Origin of the sequence: Lysobacter luteus (assembly GCF_907164845.1) — a bacterium.
In the GTDB taxonomy this organism is placed as follows: Bacteria; Pseudomonadota; Gammaproteobacteria; order Xanthomonadales; family Xanthomonadaceae; genus Novilysobacter; species Novilysobacter luteus.
Window position 1 is genome coordinate 226,867 of record NZ_OU015430.1, and the last position, 13,496, is coordinate 240,362.

Annotated in this window: 10 protein-coding genes; 6 read left to right on the top strand and 4 right to left on the bottom strand. The window is 69.7% G+C overall.

What is annotated here, in order from left to right; translation table 11 throughout:
• The first annotated feature begins 107 nt into the window (after positions 1-107).
• From KOD61_RS01100 to uvrD, 5 genes are all read left to right on the top strand, one after another.
• A complete protein-coding gene (locus KOD61_RS01100; protein WP_407074552.1) occupies positions 108-2,471 on the top strand; it encodes a S9 family peptidase in 2,364 nt (787 codons plus the stop codon).
• Between the two features lie 37 nt (positions 2,472-2,508).
• Positions 2,509-3,162: a TIGR00645 family protein gene (locus tag KOD61_RS01105; protein ID WP_215219254.1), complete on the top strand. Its 654-nt coding sequence runs from the start codon at positions 2,509-2,511 to the stop codon at positions 3,160-3,162.
• A gap of 73 nt (positions 3,163-3,235) precedes the next feature.
• A complete protein-coding gene (locus KOD61_RS01110) occupies positions 3,236-3,775 on the top strand; it encodes a biliverdin-producing heme oxygenase (RefSeq protein ID WP_215219255.1) in 540 nt (179 codons plus the stop codon).
• On the top strand, positions 3,772-5,532 hold the full coding sequence (locus KOD61_RS01115; protein ID WP_215219256.1) for a GAF domain-containing protein: 1,761 nt from the start codon (positions 3,772-3,774) through the stop codon (positions 5,530-5,532). The genes KOD61_RS01110 and KOD61_RS01115 overlap by 4 nt, the downstream gene beginning before the upstream one ends.
• A 55-nt stretch (positions 5,533-5,587) precedes the next feature.
• A complete protein-coding gene (gene uvrD / locus KOD61_RS01120; RefSeq protein ID WP_215219257.1) occupies positions 5,588-7,768 on the top strand; it encodes a DNA helicase II in 2,181 nt (726 codons plus the stop codon).
• Between the two features lie 24 nt (positions 7,769-7,792).
• On the opposite strand, the gene chaB is transcribed toward uvrD, so the two are convergent.
• The 3 genes from chaB to KOD61_RS01135 form a co-directional block, all read right to left on the bottom strand.
• On the bottom strand, positions 7,793-8,020 hold the full coding sequence (gene chaB, locus KOD61_RS01125) for a putative cation transport regulator ChaB (RefSeq protein WP_215219258.1): 228 nt from the start codon (positions 8,018-8,020) through the stop codon (positions 7,793-7,795).
• A 125-nt stretch (positions 8,021-8,145) separates the two neighbouring features.
• The gene (locus KOD61_RS01130; protein WP_215219259.1) at positions 8,146-8,541 is read right to left on the bottom strand and encodes a cupin domain-containing protein; all 396 of its coding nucleotides are present in this window, start codon (positions 8,539-8,541) and stop codon (positions 8,146-8,148) included.
• 13 nt (positions 8,542-8,554) lie between these two features.
• Positions 8,555-8,842, bottom strand: a complete 288-nt coding sequence (locus KOD61_RS01135; protein WP_215219260.1) for a DUF2782 domain-containing protein — start codon at positions 8,840-8,842, stop codon at positions 8,555-8,557.
• Positions 8,843-8,990: 148 nt separating this feature from the next.
• On the opposite strand from KOD61_RS01135, the gene polA reads away from it, so the two are divergent.
• Positions 8,991-11,804 (top strand): DNA polymerase I, encoded by a 2,814-nt coding sequence (gene polA / locus KOD61_RS01140; protein ID WP_215219261.1) that lies wholly within the window; start codon positions 8,991-8,993, stop codon positions 11,802-11,804.
• A gap of 330 nt (positions 11,805-12,134) precedes the next feature.
• Here polA and KOD61_RS01145 read toward each other — a convergent pair whose 3' ends face one another.
• Positions 12,135-13,457, bottom strand: a complete 1,323-nt coding sequence (locus KOD61_RS01145) for an NAD(P)/FAD-dependent oxidoreductase (protein ID WP_215219262.1) — start codon at positions 13,455-13,457, stop codon at positions 12,135-12,137.
• Positions 13,458-13,496: the final 39 nt, after the last annotated feature.

A 13,496-nucleotide genomic window follows, 5' to 3' on the forward strand; every position in this document is an offset into this window, starting at 1 on the left:
CGCGGGTGACCTGGCTGGTCGCAGCAGGCCCCGCTGTCGTTCCGGTAAGGTTGGTCCGGCACCGTGCGCACGGCCGGTGCCCGCAACCGTCCGACCTGGGGAACCGCATGGGTGTCATGAACCGCAAGCCGCGCCTGACCGGCGCAATCATCGGTGGCCTGATGCTGGCCGCGCTGCCGGCCGCCGCGCAGGAGCCTGGCAAGGTCTATACCGATGCCGACTACGCCCGCGCCGAGCGCTTCATGGGCTACAACACCACGCCGCTGCTCGACCACGCCGTCAGTACCGTGGTCTGGCTGGACGACCGCCATTTCTGGTTCAAGGACCACGATGCCGCCGGCGACCACTTCCGCCGGGCCGACGCCGCCACCGGCACGATCGCCGATGCGTTCGACCACGAGGCACTTGCCGGTGCGCTGGCCGACGCCAGCGGCAAGCCGATGGACGCCGCCAAGCTGCCGGTCAGCGGCCTGGAGATCACCGACGACGGCCGCTTCGACGTCGCCCTGGGCAAGCAGCATTACCTGTGCGACCTGCAGGGCGAACCGGTCTGCGAGGCCGCCAGCGGCACCGCGACCCGCAAGCCCGCCGGCGACGACGCGCCCGGCAGCAATGCCCCGGTGGTCGAGTCCCCGGACGGCCGGCTCGCCGCGTTCATCCGCGACTGGAACCTGTGGGTGCGCGACACCGCCACCGGCGTCGAGACGCCCCTGACGACCGACGGAACCACCGACTACGGCTACGCCACCGACAACGCCGGCTGGACCCACAGCGACCGGCCGATCCTGGTGTGGTCGCCGGACTCGAACAGGATCGCCACCTTCCGCCAAGACCAGCGCCGCACCAGCGAGATGGTGCTGGTTGGCACCCGCGCCGGTGCGCCCGAGGTGGAGCGCTGGAAGTACCCCTTCGTCGGCGACGAGCACGTCACCATGATCGAGCGGGTCATCATCGACGTGCCGGCACGCAAGCTGGTGCGTCTCGACCTGCCGCCCGAGCAGCACCGCTCGACCCTTTGCGACGACGTCAGCTGCTACGGCGGCTGGGAGGACGTGCAGTGGGCGCCGGATGGCGCGTCGATCGCGTTCGCCTCGACGTCGCGCGACCACAAGGACACCTGGCTGCGCGTCGCCGACGCCGCCACCGGCGCCGTCCGCACGGTCTACCACGAGCACGTGCCGACCTACTTCGAATCCGGCAACGGCCGGGTCAACTGGAAGTACCTGCCCGGATCCAACGAGTTCATCTGGTTCTCCGAGCGCAGCGACTGGGGCCACCTGTACCTGTACGACCTGGCCAGCGGCACGCTCAAGCATGCGATCACCGCGGGCGAGGGCAACGTCACCCAGGTGCTGCGAGTGGACCCCGACAGCCGCACCGTCTGGTTCCGCGGCGTCGGCATGGAAGACGGTCGAAACCCGTACTACCAGCATTTCTACAAGGCGTCGCTCGATGGCGGCGACGCCACGCTGCTGACCCCCGAGGACGCCAACCATACGGTGACCCTGTCGCCGGACGGCACCTACTTCGTCGACAGTTACTCCACCCCGACGGTGCCACCGGTGACCGTGCTGCGCGCCAGCGACGACGGCCGCACCATCGCCACGGTGGCCAGCGCCGACGACAGCCGGCTGCGCGCCACCGGCTGGGTGCCGCCCACGCCCATCACGGTGACCGCCCGGGATGGGCGCACGACGCTGTACGGGATGATGTTCACGCCGACCGACCTCGATCCGTCGAAGAAGTACCCGGTGGTCAACTACATCTACCCGGGTCCACAGACCGGGTCCGTGCGCGGGCGCAGCTTCACCGCCGCGCGGATCGACCACCAGGCGCTGGCGGAACTCGGTTTTGTCGTCGTCGCGATCGACGGCCTCGGCACGCCGTGGCGTTCAAAGCGTTTCCACGACGCGTTCGACGGCGACATTGGCGACAACACCCTGCCCGACCAGGTCGCCGGCCTGAAGCAGCTCGCCGAGCGCCATCCCTGGATGGACCTCGATCGCGTCGGCGTCTGGGGCCACTCCGGCGGCGGTTACGCGACGGCGGACGCGATGTTCACCTACCCCGATTTCTACAAGGTCGGGATCAGCGAGAGCGGCAACCACGACAACCGGGTCTACGAGGACGACTGGGCCGAGAAGTGGCAGGGGCTCGAAGTGGTCGACGCCGAGGGCAACAGCAACTACGACGCCCAGGCCAACCAGGCCCGTGCCGGCAACCTCAAGGGCAAGCTGCTGCTCGCGCACGGGATGATGGACGACAACGTCCCGCCGCAGAACACGCTGCTGGTGGTCGATGCGCTGATCAAGGCCAACAAGGACTTCGACCTGTTGCTTTTCCCGCATGCGCGCCACGGCTTCGGCGAGGACAGTGACTACATGACCCGCCGCCGCTGGGACTACTTCGTCGAGCACCTGATGGGCGCCACCCCGCCCAGGCAGTACCGGATGGGTGCGGGCCGGGACTGACCGCTTACTATTCCGCGTCCTTTCACGACTCCCGCCAATGACCGACACCCGCTCCACACTGCCCAGCCCGCTCGGCCCGCTGCCGACGCTGATCTTCAGCTCGCGCTGGCTGCAGCTGCCGCTGTACCTGGGCCTGATCATCGCCCAGTGCGTCTACGTGTTCCTGTTCGTCAAGGAACTGCTGCACCTGATCACCGATGCCAACACCCTGAGCGAACAGGGGATCATGCTGATCGTGCTGGGGCTGATCGACGTGGTGATGATCTCCAACCTGCTGGTGATGGTGATCGTCGGCGGCTACGAGACGTTCGTGTCCCGGCTGCGACTGGAAGGGCATCCGGACCAGCCCGAGTGGCTCAGCCACGTTAACGCCAGCGTGCTCAAGGTCAAGTTGGCGATGGCGATCATCGGCATCAGCTCGATCCACCTGCTCAAGACCTTCATCGAGGCGGGTACGGTCGGCAGCGGCCTGCCGCTGTGCGGCACCCCGGACGCGCTGGTCGCCGCCGTGCAGGCGGCCGAGTTCGCCGCCGCCAATGCGGGTGCAATGGCGACGAAGGTATGCACCAGCACGACCGCCGACGGCGTGGTCTGGCAGACCGTCATCCACTGCGTGTTCATCCTGTCGGCGATCGGCATCGCCTGGACCGACAAGCTCATGCACCCGGCCAAGCCTGCCGCCGCGCATTGACCGGGGCAGGCAGGTTCAGCTGCCGGGCAGGCATGGAGGCCCAATTCATCGGGGCTGACGTATCGTTTCCCGGATGACGCCATCCCCGCTTCGGACAACGCTTCGCCAGGACACCCACGACGCGCACGCCCGTGTCGACGCACTGCTCGGCGGTGGCATCGCCGACCTGGAAACCTACCAACGCTACCTGGGCGGAATGCAGCGCTTCCTCGCCGCCTGCGAGGACGCGCTGCTGCCGGCGTGGCCGATGGCCCCGCTGCAGGCCCTGCTCGCCGACGACATGCGGGCCCTGGCTGTCGGGCCGACACCGAGCTTGGCGGCGCCGCTGCCGGCGACGGATGAGCCGTCCCGTCTGGGCGTGGCCTATGTCGTCGGCGGTGCATCGGTCGGCGCGCGCCAGCTGGCCCGCCAGGCCGAAGCACTGGGCTTCGGCCCGGGCCGTGCCGCGTCTTTCCTGCACGTCTTCGCGCAGGGCTCCATGTGGAACGGCGTGCTGGCGTCCCTGGACGCCGCCCGCCTCGATCCGCACCAGACCGACCGTTGCCGCGCCGCGGCGGTGGCCACATTCGCAACCGCAGAGGCCGCCTTCGGTGGTCTGGAGGAGCTTCGATGATCGACCCGGCAGCCAACGGCAACTTCGACCTGGACGCATGTCTCCGGGCACCGGTGCACCTGTCGGGGGCAATCCAGCCGCACGGCTACCTGGTGAGTTGCTCGTTGGCTGACTGGCGCATCCGGCACGTCTCCGCAAACGTGGAAACGCTGCTGGGCATGCTGCCCGGCGAGCTGGTCGGCCAGCCGGTCAACGAGTTCATCGAGGAGGACGTGCTGTCGCAGGTGTCCGACGCGATCGCGGCCCTCGCGACCGGCGACGCCACGGCCCAGCGCGTATGCACCGCGAACGTCGGCGCCTTGATGACGATCTGCGATGTCACCGTGCATGCGGTCGATGGCCTGCTGCACATCGAACTGGAGCCGCAGCCGACGCGCGGCGACACGCGCGCTCCGACGGCGATCGCGCAACGGATGATCGCCCAGCTAGGACAGGACGATGTCGGCCACGACTTCTTCCGGCAGGTGGCGGCGCAGGTGGCCGGGCTGACCGGCTACGACCGCGTCATGGTCTACCGCTTCCGCGAGGACGACTCCGGGGAGGTCATTGCCGAGGTCGCCGCCGACGGCATGGAGCCCTACCTGGGCCTGCGTTACCCGGCCACCGACATCCCGCCGCCGGCGCGCGCGCTGTACCTGCGCAACCGCATCCGGATCATTCCTGACGCGTCGTACGAGGCGGTGCCGGTCGTGCCGGGGGCCGACGCCTCCGGTGCGCCGCTCGACCTCAGCCAGCACGTGCTGCGCAGCGTGGCGCCGGTCCACCTGGAGTACCTGCGCAACATGGGCGTCGCGGCGTCGATGTCGATCTCGATCATCAGCGGTGGCCGCCTGTGGGGGCTGATCGCATGCCACCACCGCGTGCCGCGACGGGTGTCGGCCAGCGCACGCGCGGCGGCCGACCTGTTTGGCATGTTCGTCTCGATGCGCGTCGCCGCCCGCGAGCAGGAGCGCACGATGGAGCGGTTCGACCGGGCCCAGCGGCTGCGCGAGGCGATGGTGGTGCGGCTGGCACAGGCGCGCGATTTCGACCAGGCGCTGGCCGATGAACTCGAGCTCGTCCGCGAGGTGCTCGAATGCGATGGCGCCGGGCTCGCGGTCGCCGGGCGCTGGCATGCCAGCGGCCGCGCGCCCGCGTCGCGTGATCCCGCGCCACTGCTGGCGTGGGCGGCGGGCCACGGCCCGGACGAGGTGGTGATGACCGACCGCGCCGACGACTGGAACACCCCCGCGCTCGCCGCGCCCGGCCTGGCCGGGCTGCTGGCGATCAACCTGGGCGCGCCGGGTGAATGGCTGTTCCTGTTCCGGGTCGAACAGGTCGAGGAGGTGAGCTGGGCCGGCCAACCGCACAAGGCGCTGGTGGCCACCGACGACGGCCAGCGGCTGGCCCCGCGCAAGAGTTTCGCGACCTGGCGGGAAACCGTTTCCGGCAGGGGCCGGCCATGGTCCGGCAGCGACCGCCGCGGCGCCGAGCGCCTGCACCGCGTGTTGCGGGAACAGCGCGGCCGCTCCCGTGCCCGCGACCCCCGGGATGTCGACGGCCGCTACCAGCGGCAGGCATTGCATGACCAGAAGCTGCGCCTGGACAACGTGGCGATGCTGCTGGAAGGCCTGGTCCACCTGGATGCGGCGGAAACGGCGGGCATCAGCGCACGTATCGACCGGCTGGAAGCCGACCTCCACCGCCTGATGCACCAGACCCGGCCGGCGCGGCTGCTCGCCGCCGACGGGGATGAACGGGAGCGGGTGCTGTCCTGACCCCTGCCAGGTCGCGTGGCGCAGGCCATGCGACGCGCGCCGGTAGAATGCGCGGATGGATGTTTCCCACCTGCTCGACGCGCTGAACCCGGCGCAGCGCGAGGCCGTTTCCGCGCCTCCAGGCCACTACCTGGTGCTCGCCGGCGCCGGCTCCGGCAAGACCCGGGTGCTGACCCATCGGATCGCCTGGCTGCACGAAGTGTTCGGGGTGCCGACCCACGGCATCCTCGCGGTCACCTTCACCAACAAGGCCGCGGCCGAGATGCGCCAGCGTGTCGACGCCCAGCTCGGCGGCGGTACCCGCGGCATGTGGATCGGCACCTTCCACGGACTGGCCCACCGGCTGCTGCGGCTGCACTGGCAGGAGGCCAGGCTGCCGGAAGGCTTCCAGGTGCTCGACTCGGACGACCAGCTGCGGTTGGTCAAGCGCGTCGTGCAGGCACTGGAACTGGACGACAGCCGTTTCCCGCCACGCCAGATCGCGTGGTGGATCAATGCGCAGAAGGACGAGGGCCGTCGGCCGGAGCACCTGCAGCCCGATGCGAACGACCAGTGGGCCGATGTCATGCGCCGCTGCTACGCCGCCTACCAGGAGCGTTGCGACCGCGCCGGCCTGGTCGACTTCGCCGAGTTGCTGCTGCGCGCGCACGAGTTGCTGCGCGACAACCCGGCGCTGCTGGCGCATTACCGGCATCGGTTCGGAGAGATCCTGGTCGACGAGTTCCAGGACACCAACGCGATCCAGTACGGGTTCGTGCGCCTGCTCGCGGGTGACGGCGGCAAGGTGTTCGTGGTCGGCGACGACGACCAGTCGATCTACGGCTGGCGCGGGGCCAAGGTCGAGAACGTGCAGCGTTTCCTGAAGGATTTTCCGGGGGCGCAAACGATCAAGCTCGAGCAGAACTACCGCTCCAGCGCCAACATCCTCGATGCCGCCAACGCGGTCATCGCGCACAACCCCGAGCGCCTGGGCAAGAAGCTGTGGACCGACAGCGGCAGCGGGGAGCCGGTCGACCTGTACGCGGCCTACAACGAGATCGACGAGGCGCGCTTCGTGGTCGAGCGCCTGCGCCAGTGGGTGCGCGACGGCGGCAGCCACGGCGAGGTCGCGATCCTCTATCGCAGCAATGCCCAATCGCGTGCGTTCGAAGAGGCATTGCTCTCCGAACAGGTGCCCTATCGCGTCTACGGCGGCCAGCGCTTCTTCGAGCGCGCCGAGATCAAGGACACTCTGGCCTACCTGCGGCTGGTCGCCAACCGCGCCGACGATGCCGCGTTCGAGCGCGCGGTCAACACGCCGACGCGCGGCATCGGCGAACGCACGCTGGACGAGGTGCGTCGTCGCGCCCGCGCGGACGGCGCGCCGCTGATGGTCGCCGCCCGCTGGCTGGCCTCCGAGCCGGTGCTGGCGGCGCGCGCGCGCAATGCGCTGGCCGGTTTCATTGCCTTGATCGATGGCCTGGAGGCCGACGTCGCCGAGATGCCGCTGCCGGAGAAGATCGACCACGTGCTGGCGCGATCAGGGCTTCGCGAGCATTACGCGCGCGAGTCCAAGGGACAGCTCGACTCACGTACCGAGAACCTGGACGAACTGGTGTCGGTCGCGTCGCGCTTCACCCGCAATGACGAGGAGGACGCGGCAGCAATGCCCGAGCTGGTTGCGTTCCTCAGCTACGCCTCGCTCGAGGCCGGCGAGGGCCAGGCCCAGGCCGGTGAGGACGGCGTGCAGCTGATGACGCTGCACAGCGCCAAGGGGCTGGAGTTCCCGCTGGTGTTCCTGGCCGGACTGGAGGAGGGCCTGTTCCCGAACGCCAAGTCGATCGAGGAATCGGGCCGGCTCGAGGAGGAGCGTCGCCTGGCGTATGTGGGCATCACCCGCGCCCGCGAGAAGCTGGTACTCAGCTACGCCGAGGCGCGCCGCATCCACGGGCAGGAGATGTACGGCATTCCCTCACGCTTCCTGCGCGAGATCCCGCCGGCACTGCTGCACGAAGTGCGGCCAAAAGTGCAGGTGTCGCGGCCGATGGGCGGTGCCGCGCCGCGCCGCAACTTCGGACATGCAGCGATCGAAGCGCCAGCGCTGCCACTGGGGGCCAATGTGCGCCACGCGACGTTCGGGACCGGCGTGGTCACCGACTTCGAAGGCAGCGGCGCGCATGCGCGGGTGCAGGTCAACTTCGACGAGGCCGGCAGCAAGTGGCTGGTGCTCGCCTACGCCAACCTGCAGCCGGGGTAACGCGGTGCGGGAAGCAAGCGACGCCTACCTGGCGTGCCACTTGTCGTCATCACCCTTCTCGTACTTCTGCTTGACGGCGTTCCACGCGACCTTGTGCGCGGTCTCTTCGCGAGAGGCGTCGCCGCGGCGGTCGTCGGAATCGCTGTACTCGTCCCAGGCGCTGTTGAACGCCTCCTTGTAGATCTCCTGCGCGTGCTTGGGCACGTTGTCGCGGACGGAGTCGGGGAGGTCGGAGATCCGGTCGTACGGCATCGCTGTCTCCATGACGGTGGGACCCCCGACTATCCGCGCGCGGTGTAAAGCCGACGCGAAGCGGGCGTGTCCGCAACGACAGACGGCCGGCGCAGGGCCGGCCGTCTGCGTGAGTCCCGGGCCGGCTACTCGGTAGTGCGGCCGTCGAAATGCTCGTCGTCGGACTCGGCGTCGGGCTGGGTCGGGTGAACCACGTCCAGGCGGTGCTCGGGCGGCGCGTACAGCGTGTACAGCTTGAGCGGCGTGTCCCCGGTGTTGATGACGTTGTGGCGGGCGCCCGCCGGAACGATGATCGCGAAGTCGTCGGCGATCGCGGAGGTGGTGCCGTCGATGACCACCTCGCCGCGCCCTTCCTCGACCCGCAGGAACTGGTCGTGGGTGTCGTGGACCTCGGCGCCGATTTCCCCGCCGGGCGGGATCGCCATCAGGACCAGTTGCATGTGCTTGCCGGTGTACAGCACGCGGCGGAAGTCGCTGTTTCCGGTGGTGAGTTTCTCGATGTCGTCTACAAAGCCTTTCACGGGAAGCCCTCGGTCAGTTCCAGTCGAACAGCTTCCACCATACCGGTGACACCGGGCCTTCGTCGTCGGGGCGCCCGTCGCCGTCCTGGTCCATCAGGTAGTACACCGGCCCGCGCGACGGCGTGACCTTGACCACCTTGAGCTGGCCATTGACGCGGTACTGCTCGATCACGTCGCCGTTCTCGGCAACGGTGCGGGTGACGTCGGGGTCCTGCAGCCCGGCGGTGGGGTCCGCGGGCGTGGTGGCGCAGGCGGCGAGCGCGAGGGTCAGGGCGAGCGGTGCGAGCAGTGCGGTGCGCATGGCGGGGGCCTCGTCTGGTGTGGTGGGCGACGGAGCGGGACGTCCGCGCGAGGGCGGGGTGGGGCTGGCGCATCCAGCATAACCCCCGGGCCGCGAAGGGCAGCCGGGCCGCCAGCGGCCCCCGGCGGCCGCCCGTAGAATCCGGGTCATGAAACGACTAGTCCTGATCGACGGCTCCAGCTACCTCTATCGCGCCTTCCACGCGCTGCCTCCCCTGACCAACGACGCAGGCGAGCCGACCGGTGCGCTGTTCGGCGTGGTCAACATGCTGCGCGCGCACCTGAAGGAGCAGCCGGACTACATCGCCTACGTGGTCGACGCACCGGGCAAGACGTTCCGCGACGACCTCGACCCGCAGTACAAGGCCAACCGCCCGCCGATGCCCGACGAGCTGCGTGCGCAGGTGCAGCCGATGTGCGACATCGTCCAGGCGCTGGGGATCGACATCATCCGCGTGCCCGACGTCGAGGCCGACGATGTCATCGGCACGCTGGCGGTGCAGGCCGCCAATGCCGGTGTCGATGTGACGGTGTCCACCAGCGACAAGGACTTCGCCCAACTCGTGCGGCCCTGCGTGAGTGTCGACGGCGACGAGTGCGCCGGCATCGTGATGGTCAATACGATGAGCGGCAGCCGGCTCGACAGCGATCAGGCGGTGATCGACAAGTTCGGGGTGCGCGCCGACCAGATCATCGATTACCTCGCGCTGATGGGCGACAAGATCGACAACATCCCCGGTGTCGAGAAGTGCGGTCCGAAAACCGCCGCCAAGTGGCTGGCCGAGTACGGCACGCTCGACGGGGTCATCGCCAACGCCGACGCGATCAAGGGCAAGATCGGCGACAACCTGCGGGCGGTGCTCGACCGGCTGCCGCTCAACCGCACGCTCACCACCATCCGCACGGACCTTGAGCTGGAGCGCAATCACGACGAGCTGCCCCTGCGCGAACGCGACGCCGACGCGCTGCGCGTGCTGTACGCGCGCTACGGCTTCAAGCAGGCGCTGCGAGAGCTCGACGCCGGCAATGGCACCGTGGCCGGCGATGCCGCCGCCGACCGCGCTGGCGTGCGCAACACCGCCGCCGGCTATGCCCGCGCCGCCACCGCGCCGGCCGCGGTCGACCCGGCGCTGTCGGCGCCGGGCGAGTACGAGACCGTGCTCAACCAATCGCAGCTGCGCGAATGGGTCGCGCGCCTGGAGGCCGCTGACGAGTTCGCCTTCGACACCGAGACCGACTCGCTCGACGCGCTGTGTGCGCGGCTGGTGGGGCTGAGCCTGGCGGTCGAGCCTGGCCGCGCGTGCTACATCCCGCTCGGGCACGACTACCCCGGCGCGCCCGCGCAGCTGGACCGCGAGGTGGTGCTGGCGGCGCTGCGGCCGCTGCTGGCCGATCCGGGCCGGCGCAAGGTCGGCCACAACGGCAAGTACGACCTGCACGTGCTGCGCTGCCACGGCGTCGAGGTGCGCGGCTACGCCGACGACACCATGCTTGAAAGCTTCGTGTTCAACGCCACGGCCAGCCGCCACGACATGGACTCGCTGGCCAGCCGCTACCTGGGTTACGAAACCGTCAAGTACGCCGACGTGGCCGGCAAGGGCGCCAAGCAGATCACCTTCAACCAGGTCGCGATCGACGATGCGACCCGTTATGGCGCCGAGGATGCCGACATCACCCTGCGGCTGCACCGGGTGCTGTCGCCGCGGCTGGCCGCCGACCCGGCGCTGGAGCGCGTGTACCGCGGGATCGAGGTGCCGCTGGTACCGGTGCTGGAGCGGGTCGAAGCCAACGGCGTGCTGGTCGACGCCGCCGAGCTGCGGCGGCAGTCGGCCGACCTTGGGGCGCGGATGCTCGCCGCCCAGCAGCGCGCCACCGAGCTGGCCGGGCGCACGTTCAACCTCGACTCGCCCAAGCAGGTCTGCGCGCTCCTGTTCGAGGAGTTGAAGCTGCCGGCGCTGGTAAAGACGCCCAAGGGCCAGCCGTCGGCCAACGAGGAGGCGCTCGAGGCGATCGCCGACCTGCACGAGCTGCCCCGGGTGATCCTGGACTACCGCAGCCTGGCCAAGTTGCGCAGCACCTACACCGACAAGCTGCCGTTGATGATCAACGCCGAATCAGGCCGGGTGCACACCAGCTACCACCAGTCGGGCGCGGCGACCGGCCGGCTGTCGTCGTCGGACCCGAACCTGCAGAACATCCCGATCCGCACCGACGATGGCCGCCGCATCCGCAAGGCGTTCATCGCGCCGGAAGGCCGCCGGATCGTCGCCTGCGACTATTCGCAGATCGAGCTGCGGATCATGGCCCACCTGTCGGAGGACCCTGCGCTTCTGCGTGCGTTCGCGTCCGGCGCCGATATCCACAAGGCGACCGCCGCCGAGGTGTTCGGCAAAACCCTGGAGACGGTCGAGCCGGGCGAGCGCCGCGCGGCCAAAGCGATCAACTTCGGGCTGATGTACGGGATGAGCGCGTTCGGCCTGGCCAAGCAGCTGGGCGTGTCGCGCGGCGAGGCGCAGGACTACATCGGCCTGTACTTCAGCCGCTATCCGGGCGTGCGCGAGTTCATGGACCGCACCCGCCAGCAGGCGCGCGACCAGGGCTACGTGGAGACCGTGTTCGGACGCCGGCTGTACCTGGAGAACATCAGCGCCCGCAACCAGGGCCTGCGCGCCGGTGCCGAGCGCGCGGCGATCAATGCGCCGATGCAGGGCACCGCGGCCGACATCATCAAGCGGGCGATGGTCGACATCGACGGCTGGCTGGCGGGGTACCGCAGCGGCGGCGGCGACGCCCCCGCGCTGATGATCATGCAGGTGCACGACGAACTGGTGTTCGAGGTCGAGGCAGGGTTCGTCGATACCCTGTTGGCGGAGGTGGTCCCCCGTATGGCCGCGGCGGCCGAGCTCAAGGTGCCGCTGGTGGTCGACAGCGGGGTGGGCATGGACTGGGACGAGGCGCACTGAGGCGCCCCGCCCTTCACGCGAGCCTGAACGAAAGAGGGTCCCCAGGCCCCCGCGCCGCGGTCGAAAGGCCCGTGGCAAAGCGGTTCCGGACGCCTCCCGCTTGACCGAATCTGTCGCTCTGAATCCGTCCTGAACCCAACATTTTCTTAACCCGGATCTTCACGATTCATCCATGTCGGGGGTGGTCAACTACGCCTCGACAGATGCAACGTCTGTCGACGATCTCTCCCTCCCCTGGAGTGATCCCCCGGAACGAAGACCCCTCCCCAGGTCCCGTTCCACCAGCCCCGCCGGCCCCCCCTGCCTGCGGGGCTTTTTATTGCCCGTGATTCATCGCCTGCGCTCAGCGGGCGCGTCGCCGGTGTCGTCGGTGTCTCCGGTCGCACCGCGGGGCCGGGATGGGCCGAAGATGATCCGGGCATGGCGCTGGTAAGTCCAGTACGCCCAGGCCCAGTTGGTCAGCACCGCCAGCCGGTTGCGGAAGCCGATCAGGAAGAACACGTGGGCGACCAGCCAGAACCACCAGGCCACGATGCCCGACAGCTTCAGTCCATGCAGGTCGACCACCGCGGCCATCCGACCGATGGTGGCGAGGTTGCCGAAGTCGCGGTAGCGGAACCCAGGCGCGGGCCGCGACGCGAGCCGCGCGCGGATGGCGTCGCCGACGTGGCGACCCATCTGCTTGGCGGCCGGGGCAACCCCCGGTACCGCGCGGTCGCCCTGCCGCACGCTGGCCAGGTCGCCGGCGACGAAGACTTCCGGCCGCCCCGGGATGGACAGGTCGGGCCCCACCAGCACCCGTCCGGCATGGTCGCGCTCGGCCTGCAGCAGCGCGCCCAGTGGCGATGCGGCGACGCCGGCGGCCCACAGGACCGTGCGCGCCGGCACGCGCTCCTGCCGCCCGTCCCCGAGCTCCAGGGTGTAGCCCTGGTCGTCGATGTGGGCGACCGGCCGCCCGGTCACCACCTCCACCCCGAGCCGTCGCAACTGGGTCGCGGCCTTGGCCGACAGCGATTCGGGGAAAGATGACAGCACCCGCGGACCGGCCTCGATCAGACGCACCCGCGCCTGTGCCGGGTCGATCCGGCGGAATTCGTCGCGCAAGGTGTGCCGGGCGATCTCGGCCAGGGTGCCGGCCAGCTCGACCCCGGTTGGTCCGCCACCGACGACAGCGAACTCCAGCCAGGCCGCGCGCTGGTCCGGATCGCTGGCCGCCTCCGCGCGCTCGAACGCGAGCAGCACCCGCCGGCGGATCGCCAACGCATCCTCGAGCGTCTTCAGGCCGGGCGCGGCGGTGGCCCAGTCGTCGTGGCCGAAGTAGGCATGGGTGGCGCCACTGGCCAGCAGCAGGAAATCGTAGTCGAGCACGCCGCCATCGGCCAGCCGCACCTGTCGCCCGGCGGTATCGATGGCGGTCACCTCGCCCAGCCGCACTTCGACATTGCCCTGACGGCGCAGGATGTGCCGCAGCGGTGCGGCGATATCGGGCGCCGACAGGCCGGCGGTAGCCACCTGGTAGAGCAGCGGCTGGAACAGGTGGTGGTTGCGGCGGTCGACCAGGGTGATGCGCACCGCGTCGCGGGCGAGCGCCCGGGTCGCCCATAGCCCGGCGAACCCGCCGCCGACGATCACCACGTGTGGTTGCCCGTGCATCGCTGCCCTCCGTTGCGTCCGGCCATTGTCCTGCCGTGC